Source organism: Candidatus Latescibacterota bacterium (assembly GCA_019038625.1).
In the GTDB taxonomy this organism is placed as follows: domain Bacteria; phylum Krumholzibacteriota; class Krumholzibacteriia; order Krumholzibacteriales; family Krumholzibacteriaceae; genus JAGLYV01.
This window is the reverse complement of the sequence record JAHOYU010000061.1, coordinates 1-18,344: the sequence shown is the minus strand read 5'-3', so window position 1 is coordinate 18,344 and position 18,344 is coordinate 1. Positions and strand designations below refer to the sequence as shown.

At 46.8% G+C, this 18,344-nt stretch carries 18 protein-coding genes, 1 tRNA gene and 1 other RNA gene; all 20 read right to left on the bottom strand.

Annotation, left to right across the window (positions count from 1 at the left end; translation table 11 throughout):
- Positions 1 to 608: YmdB family metallophosphoesterase (locus KOO63_04445; protein ID MBU8921052.1), on the bottom strand; the 608-nt coding region annotated here is incomplete at its 3' end.
- Positions 609 to 678: 70 nt separating this feature from the next.
- Positions 679 to 2,244, bottom strand: coding sequence for a ribonuclease Y (rny, locus tag KOO63_04440; protein MBU8921051.1), 1,566 nt, complete (start codon positions 2,242 to 2,244; stop codon positions 679 to 681).
- Positions 2,245 to 2,356: 112 nt separating this feature from the next.
- Positions 2,357 to 2,543: non-coding RNA, 6S RNA (gene ssrS, locus KOO63_04435), on the bottom strand.
- Positions 2,544 to 2,609: 66 nt separating this feature from the next.
- Positions 2,610 to 2,906, bottom strand: a complete 297-nt coding sequence (locus tag KOO63_04430) for a cell division protein ZapA (protein MBU8921050.1) — start codon at positions 2,904 to 2,906, stop codon at positions 2,610 to 2,612.
- 76 nt (positions 2,907 to 2,982) lie between these two features.
- Complete coding sequence (locus KOO63_04425) at positions 2,983 to 3,267, bottom strand: DUF3450 domain-containing protein (protein ID MBU8921049.1); 285 nt, start codon at positions 3,265 to 3,267, stop codon at positions 2,983 to 2,985.
- 2 nt (positions 3,268 to 3,269) lie between these two features.
- Positions 3,270 to 5,672 carry a phenylalanine--tRNA ligase subunit beta gene (gene pheT / locus KOO63_04420; protein MBU8921048.1) on the bottom strand — a complete coding sequence of 801 codons (2,403 nt, stop codon included), beginning with the start codon at positions 5,670 to 5,672 and terminating at the stop codon, positions 3,270 to 3,272.
- A complete protein-coding gene (gene pheS / locus KOO63_04415; protein ID MBU8921047.1) occupies positions 5,669 to 6,730 on the bottom strand; it encodes a phenylalanine--tRNA ligase subunit alpha in 1,062 nt (353 codons plus the stop codon). Before pheS ends, pheT begins: the two co-directional genes overlap by 4 nt.
- A complete protein-coding gene (rplT, locus tag KOO63_04410; GenBank protein MBU8921046.1) occupies positions 6,731 to 7,084 on the bottom strand; it encodes a 50S ribosomal protein L20 in 354 nt (117 codons plus the stop codon).
- A gap of 57 nt (positions 7,085 to 7,141) precedes the next feature.
- On the bottom strand, positions 7,142 to 7,336 hold the full coding sequence (rpmI, locus tag KOO63_04405) for a 50S ribosomal protein L35 (protein ID MBU8921045.1): 195 nt from the start codon (positions 7,334 to 7,336) through the stop codon (positions 7,142 to 7,144).
- On the bottom strand, positions 7,317 to 7,862 hold the full coding sequence (gene infC, locus KOO63_04400) for a translation initiation factor IF-3 (GenBank protein MBU8921044.1): 546 nt from the start codon (positions 7,860 to 7,862) through the stop codon (positions 7,317 to 7,319). Before infC ends, rpmI begins: the two co-directional genes overlap by 20 nt.
- Before the next feature lie 200 nt (positions 7,863 to 8,062).
- A complete protein-coding gene (gene thrS, locus KOO63_04395) occupies positions 8,063 to 9,988 on the bottom strand; it encodes a threonine--tRNA ligase (GenBank protein MBU8921043.1) in 1,926 nt (641 codons plus the stop codon).
- 83 nt (positions 9,989 to 10,071) lie between these two features.
- A tRNA-Val gene (locus KOO63_04390) sits at positions 10,072 to 10,148 on the bottom strand.
- 66 nt (positions 10,149 to 10,214) lie between these two features.
- Positions 10,215 to 12,134, bottom strand: a complete 1,920-nt coding sequence (dnaK, locus tag KOO63_04385; GenBank protein ID MBU8921042.1) for a molecular chaperone DnaK — start codon at positions 12,132 to 12,134, stop codon at positions 10,215 to 10,217.
- Between the two features lie 212 nt (positions 12,135 to 12,346).
- Positions 12,347 to 12,655, bottom strand: coding sequence for a hypothetical protein (locus KOO63_04380; GenBank protein ID MBU8921041.1), 309 nt, complete (start codon positions 12,653 to 12,655; stop codon positions 12,347 to 12,349).
- A 205-nt stretch (positions 12,656 to 12,860) separates the two neighbouring features.
- Complete coding sequence (locus tag KOO63_04375) at positions 12,861 to 14,255, bottom strand: HD domain-containing protein (GenBank protein MBU8921040.1); 1,395 nt, start codon at positions 14,253 to 14,255, stop codon at positions 12,861 to 12,863.
- 41 nt (positions 14,256 to 14,296) lie between these two features.
- On the bottom strand, positions 14,297 to 14,644 hold the full coding sequence (locus KOO63_04370) for a hypothetical protein (protein ID MBU8921039.1): 348 nt from the start codon (positions 14,642 to 14,644) through the stop codon (positions 14,297 to 14,299).
- 129 nt (positions 14,645 to 14,773) lie between these two features.
- Positions 14,774 to 16,075 (bottom strand): Coenzyme F420 hydrogenase/dehydrogenase, beta subunit C-terminal domain, encoded by a 1,302-nt coding sequence (locus KOO63_04365; GenBank protein MBU8921038.1) that lies wholly within the window; start codon positions 16,073 to 16,075, stop codon positions 14,774 to 14,776.
- Positions 16,053 to 16,781, bottom strand: coding sequence for a methyltransferase domain-containing protein (locus tag KOO63_04360; protein MBU8921037.1), 729 nt, complete (start codon positions 16,779 to 16,781; stop codon positions 16,053 to 16,055). The genes KOO63_04365 and KOO63_04360 overlap by 23 nt, the downstream gene beginning before the upstream one ends.
- Positions 16,774 to 17,727 (bottom strand): flippase-like domain-containing protein, encoded by a 954-nt coding sequence (locus KOO63_04355; GenBank protein MBU8921036.1) that lies wholly within the window; start codon positions 17,725 to 17,727, stop codon positions 16,774 to 16,776. Before KOO63_04355 ends, KOO63_04360 begins: the two co-directional genes overlap by 8 nt.
- Before the next feature lie 41 nt (positions 17,728 to 17,768).
- A partial coding sequence (locus tag KOO63_04350; GenBank protein ID MBU8921035.1) for a hypothetical protein occupies positions 17,769 to 18,344 on the bottom strand: 576 nt, incomplete at its 5' end.

Genomic DNA, 18,344 nt, shown 5'->3' with positions numbered 1-18,344 from the left:
GAATATGGTCCTGTCATGCCGATATCCGTCTGGTATCCAGTTCCCTGTGGAAGGATCCTCTCGTCCGCAGTAGGTATGTGTGTGTGTGTACCTGCCAGAAGGCTCACTCTCCCATCCAGATAGTTCGCAAGCGCCAGTTTTTCACTTGTCGCTTCAGCGTGAAAATCTATGATGATTATTTTTACATCTGAAGGCATCGATGCGAGAATGTCGTCTGCTTTCCTGAATGGGCAATCGATATCGGGCATAAAAGTCCTGCCCTGGAGATTTATGACACAGGCGCTTCGACCTCCAGCTTCGGTGATCGTATACCCGATTCCAGGGACACCCGGAGGATAATTCGCGGGCCGAAGAAGGTCATCGCTGGCATCGAGCAACCTTATTCCTTCTCTCTTGTCCCATATGTGATTTCCACTCGTCATCACATCTACACCTGCGTCTCTGATCTCTCTGATGACTTTTTCTGTCACACCGAACATCCCGGCTGCATTTTCCACATTGGCTGTACACAGGTCTACGTTGTATTCTTCTTTCAGTGAAGGCAATCCGGCCCCGAGCGCCTTTCTGCCGACCCTGGACAGGACATCTCCGAGCATAAGCACGTTCATACGAAGACTCCAGACATATTATTAATGACCACGCGGTAAATACTTCTTCTCGGGCACTTTGTCCACCAGATCATCTCGCAAAATCCACTGCCCTTGTCTCCCTTATCACCACAACTTTTATCTGACCGGGATACTCCATGTCGTCCTCGACCTTTCGCGCTATATCCGTAGCAAGCTGCACGGCATAAGCATCGTCGACCTTCTTGTGGCTTACGAGTATTCTAATCTCCCTGCCTGCCTGAATAGCATAAGATTTCTCAACACCCTCAAACGCATCTGCTATCTTTTCGAGTTTTTCAAGTCTTCTTATGTAGTTCTCAAGAGTCTCACGCCTGGCCCCGGGCCTTGCTCCCGAAATAGCGTCTGCAGCAGAAACTATGTGTGCGATCAATGAAGTGGCTTCGACATCCTCATGATGAGAAGCGATCGAGTTAATAACGATTTCGTTTTCACCGTAACGTTTAGCGAAATCTGCACCGATCTCGGCATGAGGCCCATCGATCTCATGATCCGCAGCCTTCCCAATATCATGAAGCAGGCCAGCTCTTTTAGAAATAACAGGATCGAGTCCAAGCTCGCTTGCAAGCATGGAAGCCACAAAAGCAACTTCCTTTGAATGCTGAAGTACGTTCTGCCCATACGACGTTCTGTATTTCAGTCTTCCCAGGAGTTTTATCATCTCGGGGTGCAGTCCATGGATATTAAGATCGAGGTACGTCTGCTCCCCGATCTCCCTTATCTCTTCGAGAAGATCCTTTCTCGTCTTTTCGACGAGTTCCTCGATTCGACCAGGATGGATTCTGCCGTCCTTTACCAGTTTTTCAAGAGAAAGTCTCGCGACTTCCCTTCTGATCGGGTCGAAACCGGACAGTATGACCGCTTCCGGAGTGTCATCAATAATCACATCAATTCCAGTCGCGTTTTCAAAAGCCCTGATATTCCGGCCCTCTCTCCCTATGATCCGACCTTTCATCTCATCGTTCGGAAGATCGACAACCGAGACTGTGGATTCAACAACATGATCAGCGGCACATCGTTCTATTGCGAGAGTAATAATCTCTCTGCTGGCCTTAGTCGCGTTTCTTTCCGCCTCATCCTTGATCTCTTTGATCTTCTTAGCGGCTCTGAGTTTTGCTTCCCCTTCTAGATTTGAAATCAGAAGCTTCATCGCTCCCTCTGTGCTCATACCGGCGATCTTTTCCAGCTTTTCGTTCTGCCTGTGCAGGATCTGAGCAAGCTCTTCGTTTTTTTCGGAGACAATCCCCATTTTCTTTTCGAGGGTCTTTTTCCTGTCGTTGATCTCCAATTCGCGTTTTTCGAGATAGTCCACCTTGCGGTTTATGTTCTGTTCCTTCTCCTCGATACGCCTTTCGAGCTTTTTAAGTTCAGTCCTTTCATCAGCTGTGTCCCTTTCAAACTTCTGTTTCGCCTGATACCAATCATCCTTAGCTTCGAGTATCGACGCCTTTTTCCTTGTCTCAGCCTCTTTCTGCGCTTCTGCTATAATGTTTTCAGCGAGTTTCTGAGTATGTTTCATCTGGCTCTGAGCTATTTTTCTGCTCGTCAACCATCCAACGAAAAATCCAAGGAAAAGAACGAGGATTCCCGCCGAAATATAGAAAAAGATACTATCCATTTTTATATGCCCTGATACTAGCTGGGCGGCTCACCTCCTGATTGTTACATTCATCACTGACAGTGAAACGTTTAAATTCTTTTATTGAGGAGAATCAGGGTCAGAAAAAGGAAAATTCCCCACTAAAGTGCCGTGAAGGAAGGACCTTTTTAAGCCCAAATCAACAAGGTGGAAATCCCAGCGGCTTTCTCAACCTTCCCGGCATAGCCAGGCATGGCATCCTAAACCAGCGTTTGGATCTCCGGGCTCAAAGTGTTGGCAAAAAATGATCTTCGCCCACACAAACACAGCAGGGAATTTCTATACTTCTTTCATCTCTTTCAAATCCCCACGCCAGGCGTCTTTCGACTCCGGGGGTAAGAGGATTAACTTCCTGCACCAATCTTGTCTTCAATGAGGTCGCCCAACTGACTAGCGCGCCTACTGAGTTCTTCCTGAATATTATCCCTGTCTTCCCTTTCCTGATGCAACTCGTCGGCGATATTTAGAGCAGCTAATATTGCGATTCGTGATTGAGACATTATTCCACTCGAATGGGCAATCTCCCTCATCTTCTGGTCAACATAGCCGGCGATCATGTGAATATAGTGAGGATCACCGACACCTTTTATTTTATACTCCTGACCAAAAATCTCCACTTTCTCTGTGTTCTTTTCGGTCATCTTCCTACCTCTCAAGATCAATACAGTTTATTCCTCCCAACCCCAGCCCGGAAACAACCTCGTCTGAACTGGACATTCAGATATCCAAACCATCCAGTTTCATGAGCATCTCCTCGATTTTGTTTCCTATCTCCTCTCTAGTTTTATCGAAATCTTTTTCCTTTTCTTTATCCATTTTAAAGATTTCAAGTTCTTTAGCCATCTCATCATTTTTAATATATAACGATTCTATTTTTTCTTTCAATACTTTATTGGTTTCTTCGATCTTCTTTTTTTCATCTGCCAGCCGCCCTATTAGCTCCGCCGCCTTAACTATTTTATTTTCAAGCAGTTCCAGGCTGGCCAAACCGGTTGAACTCATTCTTACTCCATCCTCCTCAACGTGACCTGCAGCTCCCGCTGCAAACTGTTAAGGACCTTTTGAATAACCTTGTCTACCGCAGCATCATCAAGCGTATTATCACGAGACCTGAATCCAAGGCTGAAAGTGTAACTTCTCCTGCCTTCGCCAAGAGTCTCACCCCGATAGTAATCGAAAAGTCTTATAGATTCAAGGAATTTAGCTCTCTTCTCTATTACTCTTCTTATATCAGCGAACGTAACTCGTTCCTGTGCAACAACACAGAGGTCTCTCTTCACCTGTGGATAGGGACTGGGTTTCGAATATCGGGGCTCTTCGAATCCGACACCATGCATCACATCCATGACTGCGGTGAAGAAATAGACGGGACTTTCTATCTCGTAGTTTTTCAAGACCTTAGAGGGGATGACTCCGGAAATAGCTATTATCTTCCCTTTTGTCAACCAGTTATAAATATACGATGGTTCTTCCGCCTTGCTCCGCTGGATCTGTAACTCCGACCTGACCGCGCAACGGTCAAGAAGACATTCCAGCTCTCCCTTAATGTCGAAATAATCTACTTCTCTGGATCGATCTATCCATTGAGAAGGCACGGCATTCCTCGATAAGATAGCCGTCAGATGAATCTGCTCGTCTGGAAGACTCTCTCCGCTGTTTAAAGGGAGAAACACCTTGCCCATCTCGAATATCCTGATACTTTCCTGTTCGACGGGAGCATTCCTCGATATCACTCTCAACATCCCCGGAATCAGAGAAGTCCTCATCGCTGACTGTTGTGCTGAAAGCGGATTTTCAAGTCTAATGGGATTTCTCCGGAAATCAGACTCACTCCATCTCATGCGGTCGATATCTTCCATATCCATGAATGAGGATGTGATCACTTCCGCGAATCCCCTGGAAGCCAGAAAGGTCCTGACCTCCTCATTTCTCCTGTCAACAGTGGATATCTTCGAGAATACGTTCCCTCTTAAATCCTCTTCTCTTCCGATATTCTCATATCCGTACAATCGAGCAACTTCCTCAATAATATCAACTTCTTCCTTGAGATCTCTCCTGAAACCAGGAACGGTAACTATAACTTCCTTTTCGGATACTTCACAATCGAGAGACAATCTACCCAGAAGACTGGAAAGGTCATCTCCATCCAGATGGGTGCCCATAAGTCTGTTTGCCTGCCCCACCCTCAGGGTAATCTTCATTTCTTTTAAAGCATCCGGCTTTGCGACAAGATCTCGACAAATAATACGTGGAGTCCCCGCATTTATTTCCCGTATCAGCCAACATGCCCTTTCCAGAGCTGTTACAGTTCCGCTTACATCGCTCTCACGCTCGAACCTGTATGATGCTTCTGTATCAAGTTTCAGGCGTTGGCTCGACCGCCTGATCGTCCTGGGGCCGAATGCGGCGCTTTCCAGAAGTATTCGGGAAGTCTTCTCGCCTACTTCCGTATCGGCTCCACCCATAATCCCCGCGATACCTACCGGACCATTTTGGTCCTTAATGACGAGTACGTCCGGACCGATCTTTCTCTCGGTTTCATCCAGGGTCGTGATCATCTCGTTCTCCCGCCCCATGCGAACTCCGATCGATTCTCCCTCAAGCCTGTCGCGATCATACGCGTGAAGGGGTTGCCCCAGTTCCATCAGGATAAAATTAGTCACATCCACTATATTGCTGATCGGTTTTACTCCGGCCGATAACAGAAGTTTCTGCATCCATTCGGGAGATTCTCCAATAGTGACATCATCGATAAAAGCAACCGAAAATCTGTGGCAATCTTCCGGATCTTCGATATCGATTTCGTAGACATCTTCTATTTTGAGAGGAAAACACTCTGGCTCACGAAGGTCTCTTTTATAAAGAGCTGCTATCTCTCGCGCGATCCCCAGATGAGACAGCTGGTCAGGCCTGTTAGGTGTCACTTCTATATCGAGTATCACATCGTTATCACCGAGCAATCCTGTCAGATCATCCCCAGCATCCAACTCAAGCTCAAGCTCTATGATCCCGCCTGAATCGGTCCCGATCCCCAACTCCGTCTCGGAACAGATCATGCCTTCCGAAATTTCGCCGCGGAGCTTCGTTTTTTTTATTTTGAATCCATCTTTCAAAATCGCGCCATCGACAGCAACTGCCACACTCAGACCAGGCCTGACATTAGGCGCGCCGCAGACTATATTCAATAGTGTGTGGCCACCGACATCGACTTTGCACACACTAAGTTTATCAGCGGCAGGATGTTTTTCACATTCAACTACTTTCCCGAAAACAACTCCTGAGTAATCAGCACTCAAGTCTTCGACACCTTCAACATTCAATCCGAACATTGTGAGGTCGGATGCCAGGATCTCGGGTGATTCCTCTATGTCGACATACTTCTTCAACCAGTTTATACTGACTTTCAATCTTCCACCCCCGCCCATGATCCGGACCAGAACTGCCCCAGGAATCGAATATCATTAGCAAGAAACCTGCGAATATCATCAATGCCATATTTAAGCATTGCTATTCTATCGATACCCATACCGAACGCAAATCCTGTAACAGAATCAGGGTCGTATCCCGCAAATTTGAATACATTTGGATGAACCATACCCGCTCCCATGATCTCAATCCACCCTGTCTTCTGACAGATTGAACAACCTTCTCCTCTGCAACTGAAACACTCCATATCTACTTCCGCACTGGGTTCAGTGAACGGAAAGAAATGCGGCCGGAATCTTACTTTTACATCCGGGCCAAAAAATGAATGGATAAAGAAGGTGACATCGTTTCTAAGGTCTGCGAGAGATACGTTCCTGTCAACATACAAGCCCTCTATCTGATGGAATTCAGCAGCATGAGAGGGATCAGGCGTCTCGTTCCTGTAAACCCTTCCGGGTGATATGATCCTTATGGGTGGTTCGTTCTTTTCCATATACCTTACTTGTACAGGAGAAGTCTGAGTCCGAAGCAGAATGTCTCTATTCACATAAAAAGTATCCTGAGAATCACGAGACGGATGGTCCTCGGGAAAATTCAGAGCCTCAAAATTGTAATAATCCAGTTCTACATCAGGGCCTTCAGCCAGAGAATATCCCATCCGGAAAAATATCTCTTTGATATCTCTCGTGACCCTTGTCAGCACATGGAGTCCACCCCCCTGGAAACTCCTTCCTGGCAAAGCGTAATCGCCGGGGAAGGGTTCAGGGTCTCCGATATTTTCGGATATTTCTTCCATACGTCTGGAATATATCCCGGATAATTTTTCCTTGATCTCGTTTATCAGGCTTCCCATTCCAGGACGTTCCTCAGCTGGAAGGTTGCCTATAGACCTAAGTGAAAGAGTGAGACTCCCTTTTCTACCAAGATATTTTACGCGAAGCTCTTCCAGTGCGCTTATATCTGACGCTTCATCCAGTTCTTTTACAGCTGATCTTTCCAGTTCCTCAAGGGTCTGTCGGTCGATTCCCTTTTTGTTCATCTACTGGGCTTCCTTTGCGATCTCGGCCAGTTTGGCGAAACCGTCTGCGTCATTGATCGCGATCTCTGAGAGCATCTTTCGATTGATCTCGATATCCGACTTTTTTAGTCCGTTTATAAAACGGCTATAGCTTAACCCGTTGACCCTAGCTGCTGCATTTATGCGGGCGATCCATAATCTGCGAAAATCTCTTTTTCTTACTCGCCTGTCCCTGTACGCATATGAAAGGGCCCTGTTCACGGCTTCCTGGGCACTGCGGAACAGATTTCCACGTCCGCCTACAAAGCCCTTGGCCTGTTTCAACACCTTCTTTTTTCTTTTGTGTGAAGCCACACTGTGTTTCGTTCTCGGCATACTGAAAGCTCCTGTTACGTCTCTGCTTAAATTTCTGTTTAAATGATACAGACTCCTCTAGATCCCTAGCATCCTTCTGATTCTTCTAGTATCAGATTCAGATGCAATCGTCTGCTTGCGCAATTTGCGCTTTCTTTTAGTGGATTTCTTCGTCAAAATATGGCTTGCATACGCCTTGTGTCTTCTGATCTTTCCACTTCCTGTAACACGAAATCTCTTTGCTGCGCCTCTGTTAGTCTTTATCTTTGGCATCTGCTGCTGCACCCCCTTTTTTTGTTTTCTTTTCTGAGCTCTTATCTGAACGAGGCCCCATAATAAGGGACATTATTCTTCCTGTCCTTACCGCCGTTCTTTCCACCGCGGCTATTTCAGAGAATCTTTCGGTTATTTGGTTCAATAACTCGTAGCCCTTCTCAAGATGTTCCATTTCCCTGCCGCGAAAAATAACTGTAAATTTAACCTTATCCTTCTGTTCCAGGAATTTTTCTGCGTTGTTCATCTTGAACATAAGATCGTGTTTTTCGATCTTTGGCCGCAACTTAATCTCCTTGAGATGAGTCACGTGTTGTTTCTTTTTTGACTCCTGGAGTTTTTTGCTCTGTTCATATTTATATTTTCCGAAATCCATTATCTTGCAGACCGGTGGCCTGACATTAGGAGCGATCTCAACGAGGTCTAGATCTCTCTCCTCCGCAATTTTCCTTGCCTCATCAGTGGCCATTACACCAAGCTGCTCTCCATTTTCATCAATGACCCTGATCTCTGGAATCCGAATCATCTCGTTGATCCGGGTCCTCTTTTCTCTTCTTTCTCTGTCAAATCTTCCTTTGATTTGTTCACCTCCTGGAAAACAAATAAAAAAAGGACGCGTAGTTGTTCCACCCGTCCAGCTCTGTCGGCTTTAGATGAAACCCTAGCAGTACAATTAGACCGTAAGGTGAGAGGCTCTCGCCCCTTCTTGCATTATTGCTATATATATTATGCTTTTCGGTCGACTTCGTCAACCAGTTCCGCAATAATTTCTTCGATTTTTTTTGTTCCCAGTCTCCCCCTTGCCTTCGTACGGATATCGAACGTCCCGGATTCTAACTCCTTATCCCCACATACAGCCATATATGGGATCTTTTGCATTTCGGCATCGCGGACCTTTAACCCCAGTTTCTCCTCCCTCACATCACATTCTACCCTGAGTCCAGCTTCACGCATACGCAACGCGGCTTCCGTTGCATAATCGTGGTGAGCGATCCCGATTGGAAGGATGATGGCCTGTACGGGAGCAAGCCATAGAGGGAACAATCCCGCATAATGTTCAGTAAGTGTTCCTATAAATCTTTCTATTGAACCGAGAAGGGCCCTGTGGATCATATATACATATTCCTTTTTCCCCTCCGATGATACATACCTGACATCGAACCGTCTCGGAAGGTTGAAATCAAACTGGATCGTTGTAGCCTGCCAGCCGCGGCCGATAGCGTCGATCAGTTTCAGGTCGATCTTCGGTCCGTAGAAAACAGCTTCGCCAGGCATCTTCTCATAAGGCAGCCCCCTCTTCTCGATCGCTTTCAATAATGAGGCCTCAGCCATGAACCACTCTTCCTCAGAGCCGGCGTATTTTCCCATGTTCCCGGGATCATGAACACTCAATTCAACCTTGTAATCTTCGAAACCGAATGTCGTCAAAATATGATGGGCCAGATCAAAACAGGCATCGACCTCATCGTCCAATTGATCGGGAGTGCAGAATATGTGAGCGTCATCCTGGGTAAAACCCCTGACCCTTAAAAGGCCGTGGAGCGTTCCCGACCGTTCGTTTCTATAAACTGTGCCGAGTTCGGCATACCTTATTGGAAGGTCGCGGTAACTATGAATGTCGCTCTTGTACACAAGGATATGTCCGGGACAGTTCATGGGCTTTAGGACGAATTCCTGGCCTTCATCTGAATTGATTATGAACATGTTCTCCCTGTAATAATCAATATGGCCCGATGTGTGCCAAAGCTCGCTACGGGCTATGTGTGGGGTCATGATCAGATCATAGCCACTCTTTCTGTGCTCATCCTTCCAGAAGTCTTCTATCTTTTCACGCAGGATGTACCCTTTAGGGTACCAAAAGGCCAACCCCCCTCCAGCCTCTTCCTTAATGTCGAAAAGGCCGAGTTGTGGTCCAAGCTTCCGGTGGTCTCTCTTCCTGGCTTCCTCGCGTCGGTCCAGTTCGGCTACAAGATCTTCATCTGTGAAGAACGCGGTACCGTAAATCCTCTGCAACATCTCCCTCTTCTCGTCTCCACGCCAGTAGGCACCCGCGAGGGAGGTGAGTTTCACATGCTTGAGCATCTTCACCCTGGGAACGTGAGGCCCGGTACATAAGTCAGTAAATTCTCCCAGCTTGTAAATGGATACTTCCTCGACCTCCAGGTCCTTTATCAGTTCGACCTTGAACTTCTGATTTTTTGCATCGAAGAGCTCTATTGCTTTTTCCCTGGCAAGGACTTCCCTTTCGAATAACAAATCACCACCCTTGATCAGAGTGGCCATCTTTTCCTCTATCTTTAAGAGATCTTCAGGAACAAGCGTTTTTTCCATAAGGACATCGTAATAAAACCCGTCACCGATAGAGGGACCGATGGCAAAACTAACGTCTCCGTATAGCTCAAGTATCGCCAAGGCCATCAGATGGGACATGCTGTGGCGCAGGATAGGAAGCGATTCATCGTCACTTGCGGTAAGAACTCTGAACAAGCCTCCCGATACCAGTGTCTGCTGGAGATCCATCAATGTGTCGTCGATCATGACCGCAACAGCTTTTTTTCTTACGGAATTGGGAAGACCCGAAAGAAGCTCCGTCACTTGAGTCCCTTCGGCAAATTCGCCTCTGGTTCCATCAGGATAAGTTATTTCCAGCATTTTCAACACATCCGCCTTGTATGGTTAGGATCAACTTGAGAGTCATGCCGTCTGCGGCGGCTCATCGATTGTGTTTCAGAGAATGGTGGGCGATACTGGAATTGAACCAGTGACCCCCTGCATGTCAAGCAGGTACTCTAACCATCTGAGCTAATCGCCCACTCCGTTCACCTGCACAATCTAATATATTTATCGACCGTCGGGCAATAAAAAGTTTCCACGCCGCCTATTTCTTCTCTTCATCGTCAATAACTTCAAATTCAGCATCGACGACCTGATCGTCTTCTTTCGATTCTCCCGTCTTATCCCCGCCATCCTCAGGCTGTTCCCCCTCGGGCTGCTGTTCAGGGGCCGCGTTCTGATACATCGCCTGGGCAGCTTTCTGCCATACCGAGTTATGTGCTTCTATTGCTTTTTTGATTCTTTCCACATCATCGACCTTGGAGGATTCCTTCAGCTCTTCAAGGACTTTTCTCAATTCATCCATGTCCCCGGAAGGGATCTTGTCCTTGTGTTCCTCAATCTGTTTCTCGGTCTGGTAGGCCATCTGGTCTGCCTGGTTCTTGATATCGATCAACTCACGTTTTGTCTTATCTTCACTCGCGTGGACTTCTGCTTCTCCTACCATCCTGTCTATATCATCGTCAGACAATCCGCTGGAAGCCTGGATAATGATCTTCTGTTCCTTATCTGTAGCCTTATCTTTTGCGGCAACATTCAGTATACCGTTAGCGTCGATGTCAAAAGTCACCTCGATCTGGGGAATTCCCCTTGAGGCTGGAGGCAGGCCTGCGAGCTGGAAACGACCGATCGACTTATTGCTCGACGCCATCTCCCTCTCTCCCTGGAGAACATGAATCTCCACTGTGGTCTGGTTATCCGCGGCAGTAGAGAATATCTCACTCTTCCTTGTGGGAATAGTAGAGTTCCTGTCTATCAATCTCGTCATCACGCCACCCAGAGTCTCGATGCCGAGTGAAAGAGGAGTGACATCGAGAAGAAGGACATCATGCACATCCCCCGCGAGTACTCCACCCTGGATCGCGGCGCCAAGAGCTACTACTTCGTCAGGATTGACTCCCTGATGCGGTTCACGACCGAAAATCTCCTTCACCTTTGCATGTACAGCCGGCATCCTTGTCGTTCCGCCGACGAGTATGACTTCCTGGATATCCGAAGCTGAAAGTCCAGCGTCCTTTAGCGCGTTTTTGCAAGGCCCGACAGTCCTCTGGACAAGGTCTTCGGTCAACTGTTCGAATTTAGCCCTCGTGAGTTTGACATTGAGATGCTTGGGGCCAGAGCTGTCTGCAGTAATAAATGGCAGGTTTATGTCCGCTTGAGGCACTGTCGAGAGTTCACATTTTGCTTTCTCGGCTGCTTCTTTCAGGCGTTGAAGAGCCATTGGATCGCTCGATATGTCTATTCCCTGATCTTTCTTGAATTCCGAAACCAGCCAGTCGATCACCCTCTTATCGAAATCATCCCCACCCAGGTGGGTGTCTCCGTTCGTAGCCTTGACTTCAAATACTGATTCTCCAAGCTCAAGAACTGATACATCAAACGTACCGCCGCCGAGATCGAAAACAGCAATGGTCTTTTCGCCTTTTTTGTCGAGGCCATATGCCAAAGATGCTGCAGTAGGCTCGTTGATGATCCTCTCTACTTCAAGCCCAGCGATCTTTCCAGCGTCCTTGGTCGCCTGCCTCTGGCTGTCATTAAAGTAGGCAGGAACTGTGATGACTGCTTTCGTCACCTTTTCGCCTAGATACGTCTCCGCCGCCTCTTTGAGATACTGCAGAGTCATGGCCGAGATCTCCGGAGGTGAATATTCCTTACCACTCGCCATTATCCTGACATCACCATTCGGCCCTTTTTTTACTTTGTACGGAACTTCTGATATCTCCATTTCGACTTCCGAGAATTTTCTCCCCATGAATCTCTTGATCGAGAATACGGTATCAGTCGGATTCGTCACAGCCTGGCGCTTTGCCAGAGTCCCCACCAATTTCTCGTCGTCTTTGAATCCGGCGATCGAGGGTGTGGTCCTTCCACCCTCGGGATTGGGGATGATCACAGGTTCTCCGCCTTCTATGACCGCTACACATGAATTTGTCGTTCCCAGATCGATTCCTATAATCTTGCTCATTGCCACCCTCCAAAAATAAGCCACGATACTGATATACTTTAAATAACATAATACAAGTAACATGCCAGAATACAATAACAAATTGCGTTGGTAACTTATAGTATAATAATACGATATGAGAATATCAGAAGTGAACACCTGAAATTGGCAGTTAGGACTGTCATGACAGATACTGCCATTAGTGTCATTATGGCTGCTATTGGCAGCTCTTGTCAGTCTGTCTTTTCATCGTCTTTTTCTAAAAGACATCGTATATCGCCATTTTCCAGTCGAAGCTGGATCTCGTTACATATTTCGAAATTCCTTTTTGCCAGATCTCCATATTCATAGAATATACATTTTCCCCTTTTATCGCACCCGCTCTTTGAATGACACGCTTTGAGCTGCATAAGAAGCCATGAAGAAAGATATTCTCCTTCTCCGACATCCCATCTCTTCATCCCTCTCTCAATGTCATGCTCGTGATGATAGGGGAAAAGCTGCTTCTGCATCTCCTTTATGAGTTTTTCTACTCTTCTCATCTTTGTTCTCCTGTCTTAAATTCGATTATTTTTTGAATATTCGATAAATTCAGTATTTCTCTTGTTGACAACATAGGTATTATCACCTATATTTGTTCTCGAGAGTTCCTGTAATTCCCTCTTTCCATAGGTTTTGCAGGCAGTATTTGTGACCCGACTATCCATTCAAGCGGGGTTCACGCCATGCATTGCCCCTGACACCAGGTTACAGGAACTCTCCTTTCTTTATATCCCCATACAGCTTCCTGGCGATCTTTAGAAGTTGATCCCTCGTGTTGATAGCTGGATCATCGAGCACCGAATCAAGAAGCTTATCCAGAACGAACCCGATTTTCCTTCCCTCGGCCAATCCAATCTCTTTTATCAGATCTTTTCCATTAATATTCAGGTCACTCCTCTTGAATGCTGAATCTATCCTGATTACCTCTTCAATTCGCCGCATAGAGTACTTCACTTCATTTTCCGTTTCCTCTCCCGACTCCCCTCTGGATTTTCCATCCGCCATCCTCAACACCATAAGATCATCCACGTTTTCTACACCGACTCTTGCTACAAATCTCCTTATCGCTGAATCAGACCATTCCTCCGTTATGAAAAACATGTGGTGACGTATCAGGTGTTCGACTCTGTCTACCAGTTCATTTGAATATTTAAGCCTTCGCATTATTGCTGCGGCCGATCTGGCACTGTCTTCTTCGTGCCTATAAAATACGATCTTACCTTTATATTCTCTCCTTGTGCTTTTCTTTCCCAGATCATGGAATAGGGCTGCAAGCCTGAGATGCAGCTCTGGCGGAGCCAGATCACATGCCATCACTGAATGGGTAAACAGATCGTACTTGTGAAATTCGTTTTGTTCCACACCCCATGTTTCTTCCAGTTCAGGCAGGATCTTATCTAAAATAGAATTCTCATGCATGAAGATAAAAGCGCTTGAGGGTCTCTCAGAAAGAAGCAGAAGCTTGTCAAGTTCCATCCTGATACGCTCAGGCGAAATATTTCTGAGCCTGTGCGAATGTTTCTTCATCATGACTGCAGTGTTTTTCTCGACTGACAATTCTAATCTGGCCATAAACTGAATGCCCCTGATTATCCTCAGAGGATCCTCGACAAAAGATTCCCTGCGATTGACTCTCAATAGTGCCGCCGCAAGATCCGATTTTCCATCGAGCGGGTCAACCAACATCATACCGTCCAGATCGATAGCCATTGAATTTATAGTAAAGTCGCGCCTGACGAGGTCTTTTTCAATCGGCAGAAATGGATCGTAGCTGACATTAAAATCCCTGTGGCGGGGTCCCGTTGACGATTCATTTCTTGGCAGGGATATATCAACAGACTCATAACCAGGTTCTCTGAACTTAAGTACACCAAAGGATTTGCCGACAAAATCGATCTTCCCGTGTGGCCGTAGAATGTCGATCAGCCTCTCCAGCTCTATTCCTGTTACAAGATAGTCGGCATCCACCTTCTCCTCTGCCCTGCCGAGAAGAATGTCGCGTACAATGCCGCCGACCAGGAAGAGACCACCCTCTTCAAGGACCGATCTCTCCCAGCGGCGGTTTTTTCTACCATACGTAAATCCGGATATTTCATTCATACATATAAATGTATCGAACGAAAACCCCTGCGGTCAATAGTTTAACCGTGTTCATCGACGATAACTCCAGAAGTCTCTTCTTTCTCTCTGAAGCGCGCGAGGGCATCATATGTCTTATTTCCCTCCGCTCTGGCTTCGGCTGTTACGTCCTTGAGAAGTTTATCCTCAGTCTTCAGCCGTGCTCTGATGGCGTCGATCGATTCACGCAGGCAGTGGTCTCTAGCACTGCTTCCGAGGTCAGCAGGAGTCGCATACTCTCCTTCAGAAGGCTTGGCCACTCGTTCCGATGGTGACGGATTGTTCATCCTTGCCGCCAATTTCGGTCTGAGATCGGCCCTTATCTCCTGCCCACTATGACCCCGACTCGCAGCCGGATTCAGGAGTACCATTTCAGAACCTCCGTTTAATAGCGTCCGGTCGTTCTGCTCCTTCTTCTTCTTTCGTCATGGGATAAGAGAACCTTTAGCGAAAAAACGGTTCAAAAGGGAAATATTTTCCGAGTTTTTCAATACACTTGATCAGTTCCGGCGGGAAATATTTATCCATGTCCTGCGCAACCATCTGAAAATCGGACCAAGTGCTCCTACCGGAAGGAGAGAGAACATCTTTCGCCCGACTTTTGAAGAACAAAGCATGAATTGCATCGAGAATAGTATTTCAGCTATTTTTCTGCCTGTTTTGATATCTGGGCGAGCCTGATTGAACGATGGGACTTTATACCCCAGATACTTCCAGGCACTGACTCTCAGCCATGACCCATATTTCTTCAGATCAAAAGCATGCGCATGCATGGAAAGGACCTCTTGATGGCTGATATCCTCTGCTATGATGATTCCAGTCTCGATTGCACTTCTTACAAGCTTCTCACCCTCCCCGGTTCTCGCCAGGACTATCGACCATCCACCCTCTTCCAAACCCTCTTTCGACCAGGCATCCCCCACACTTATATCACTAAGCTCGTTTGTCAGGTCCGTGCAGAACAAGCATCTATGATTTATATAAAAGGGGATAGCCTGATTGAAATCCAGCTTGGATACCCTCAAAGATTCGTCATTCTTATTGACCACTGAAAAATATCCGGGCCAGTCTCCTTCTCGATACGAAAGTCTTTTCACATCCTCTAAAGACTTGACTCCCATCTTTTTCATCATCACCCTGGTAGCTTCATAATACAGATTGTTTCCGCAGTATATACCCACACATGGGCCTATGGACGAAGCTTTCTCCCAACCCGAATCCTGCAATTTTCTAATTCCATGAATCTGGCATGGAAGACCGCTTACTGCTATCCTCTCGGCGTCTCTAAGATCCGCAAGTGCCTCGTTCATCGGACTGAGATGATATTTGCTCTGAGATGCTTCTGCTACTTCTGCCTTGGACCTGGCTATCACACCTCTCCCGACGAAGGGTTTATCTCTGTCCATGGAATATACAAGCGCCCCATCCGCATTGTCTGTCTCGATGAGAAAGTTCAGCAACGCTGTGACTATTCCACCGCTGGCGCCAGATGCCCTTACCTTTTCGTCGACAGCGCGAGCGACCCATGCACTTTTTACAATACCGGTAAATGGATCCGTCTTTGAATCACATATAAATCTTTTTTCAAGTCTTGAAAAATCGACTTCCCCTCCGGGACAGGAAGAAAGACATAATCCACATGAATCACACCTGTTTCCAGCACTTGGAAGACAATCACCCATATAGTCGGGAATAGATATATTATCGAGATGACAGACCCCCACACACGTCCCACACCTTGTGCACAACCCTGTATCGACGATCTTACTGATCAAAGTTTCACACGGCAGCTGTACAGACATAGAAACTCCTCATACCGAGTTGGCCCAGAAAAGACTTTCCAACTAGATCGGCGATCACACAATCAAGCTTTTCTACCGCGGCTCCCCCGATCGGCAGAAAAAGAGTTCCCCCGTAATCATCCAGTCTAAATCCGGAATCCCGAAGCATATTGCGGACTTCACGTGGAGCGAGAAACCTGTGTGGACCCTCACCGTGGTGGAATTTCAATATGCCATTAAGAACACTTGTCCACTCGGCAAAAGAAGGAGGCAGGCTCATCACGAGTCGCCCTCCATCTACTACTACCCTTCTCAACTCTTTCAGGAACAGTAGAGGATCAGGAACATGCTCCAGTGTCTCCAGCGACATTATCCTGTCAAACGAATCGTCGAGGAATGGGAGTTCGTGAAGCGACGTCTGAACATGAGCCTCTTCAGGATTCAGTTTCCTGCTACCTTTTAACATCTCGAAAGAGAGTTCCGCATTTACAAGCTTGATTTCCTGGCAATCTTTTCTGAGCCAGGGCGTGCCATCTCCAATTCTCGACCAGATATTAAGCAACCTTGTTCCCGTTTCAAGATCGAGTCTCTTCACAGCCTCCCGGAACCTTTGTGTGTGCACACGGTCAAGTTGCTCATTCGCGTGTTCGTACTCATGCTCAGCAATTCCATCCCAGAATATCCGTACTTCATCCATCGTAAAATTGTTGGCGTATCTGCTACTCATCTTTGACATCCTCCATCTTCTTTTCCAGAGGTGCCACCAGCCAACATACCAGCCCGGTCACACCCTGTATCAGATAGACAAGAATAAAGGAAAGGGAAAAGGTCACTGCTGCTTCCTTCGAAAGCCCCACTCTGCTGAAGACCATGACAAGAACAAGTTCTCTCGTCCCGAGCCCTGACAGGGAAACGGGTATAAGTGCGGTAAAAATGGCCACTGCGACACTTACTATGAGAACATGGACCGATGCGCCCGTGCCGATACCATCGGCCAGAAGTATAAATACTCCGAAATGAAGGACCCATGCTATAGCTGACAACAAGATGACCTGAGCGAGCCCGGAAGGTTTAAGAGTGGAAAATTCGCCTACAGTCTCTTCTATTATTTTGTCAATATTCCCCCTGAAAGACCCTTTCGGAGCTCCGGAGAGAAATTTCCCGGCAATCCTTTTCAAAAGGTCTCGGCGCCAGAAAAGAACCACAAAGACAGCGGCTACCGATACCAGCAAGACGCCACTGAAGATGATCTGGTTATTAAAGATGCCGGGGAATGACACAAGACTTGCGAATCCTATTACTGCAAGAAAACCCAGATCAAACAATCTGTCAGCCACTGAGCTGTATACAGCTTTGCCGACTGACATCCCACTCCGCATCAGATAGATGCTCTTGATAAAATCACCCAGGCGACCGGGTGTAAGAAATCCCATGTACAGAGCAGATGAGTATATCGCGAATGCACGTACAGGTGTTACTTCCCCTCCCTGCATTTTTACAATGGTTCTCCATCTCATAGCCTTGACCAAGGTAAAGGACAGCAGGATCAGAACCGTCCCAGCCATATGGATGATACTCAAATCGGAAAAAGAATCTCTAACAGACCTAAGATCTACCTTTGACAGAATAACGATGAACAGGGCTATCCCCGCGATCTGAAACACCGTTCTCAAGATTTTCTTTTGTGGAAATTCCATCTCAGTAACCCGCGTGGTCAGTCAAGCCGACTCTCTCTTCTCAGTGCGGAGATCTGGTCTGCCATTATGCCCATGAAAAATAGAAGCACACTGGTCAGTATGGTCAGGACTCCCATATTTGGCGCTCGTCCGAACCGCAGAATACCATAGATAGTGAACAGGATACCTACCACCATTATCATTATAGATACCGGGACAAAGACCTTGAGCGGATTAAACAGGACTATGACCCTTATGATGAGAAGAAATGTCTTGTAACCATCTTTGAAGAAACTTACATTGCTCGCCCGCCCGACTCTTACTTCAGCTGGTATTGGTAAATATTTCACGCTGTATGCCGACCTCAGATAGGCCAGCGTGATTGTTGTAGTGAAAGAAAAGCCGTTTGGACAGATGTGAAGGAACTGGAATATCGTCTCTTTTCTGAAAGCCCGAAAGCCCGAGTTCAGATCCGGAATGTCCATACCACTGAGATAATTCGCGACTAACGACAGTATTTTTTTGCCTGGGGCCCGCACACCTTTAGACTTTCCTCTGGCACCCACAACCATATCATAGTCACCGATCTCGCCTATGAGCTTATCTATATCAGC

What these genes read in the sequence shown, in the direction of transcription:
- dnaK (MBU8921042.1), bottom strand. Translation starts at nt 12,134, where the DNA reads ATGAGCAAGATTATAGGAATCGATCTGGGAACGACAAATTCATGTGTA.
- KOO63_04425 (MBU8921049.1), bottom strand. Translation starts at nt 3,267, where the DNA reads ATGAGTTCAACCGGTTTGGCCAGCCTGGAACTGCTTGAAAATAAAATA.
- KOO63_04430 (MBU8921050.1), bottom strand. Translation starts at nt 2,906, where the DNA reads ATGACCGAAAAGAACACAGAGAAAGTGGAGATTTTTGGTCAGGAGTAT.
- rplT (MBU8921046.1), bottom strand. Translation starts at nt 7,084, where the DNA reads ATGCCGAGAACGAAACACAGTGTGGCTTCACACAAAAGAAAAAAGAAG.
- KOO63_04375 (MBU8921040.1), bottom strand. Translation starts at nt 14,255, where the DNA reads ATGAATGAAATATCCGGATTTACGTATGGTAGAAAAAACCGCCGCTGG.
- rpmI (MBU8921045.1), bottom strand. Translation starts at nt 7,336, where the DNA reads ATGCCAAAGATAAAGACTAACAGAGGCGCAGCAAAGAGATTTCGTGTT.
- infC (MBU8921044.1), bottom strand. Translation starts at nt 7,862, where the DNA reads ATGATTCGGATTCCAGAGATCAGGGTCATTGATGAAAATGGAGAGCAG.
- KOO63_04365 (MBU8921038.1), bottom strand. Translation starts at nt 16,075, where the DNA reads ATGTCTGTACAGCTGCCGTGTGAAACTTTGATCAGTAAGATCGTCGAT.
- KOO63_04380 (MBU8921041.1), bottom strand. Translation starts at nt 12,655, where the DNA reads ATGAGAAGAGTAGAAAAACTCATAAAGGAGATGCAGAAGCAGCTTTTC.
- rny (MBU8921051.1), bottom strand. Translation starts at nt 2,244, where the DNA reads ATGGATAGTATCTTTTTCTATATTTCGGCGGGAATCCTCGTTCTTTTC.
- thrS (MBU8921043.1), bottom strand. Translation starts at nt 9,988, where the DNA reads ATGCTGGAAATAACTTATCCTGATGGAACCAGAGGCGAATTTGCCGAA.
- pheS (MBU8921047.1), bottom strand. Translation starts at nt 6,730, where the DNA reads ATGAACAAAAAGGGAATCGACCGACAGACCCTTGAGGAACTGGAAAGA.
- KOO63_04370 (MBU8921039.1), bottom strand. Translation starts at nt 14,644, where the DNA reads ATGGTACTCCTGAATCCGGCTGCGAGTCGGGGTCATAGTGGGCAGGAG.
- KOO63_04360 (MBU8921037.1), bottom strand. Translation starts at nt 16,781, where the DNA reads ATGAGTAGCAGATACGCCAACAATTTTACGATGGATGAAGTACGGATA.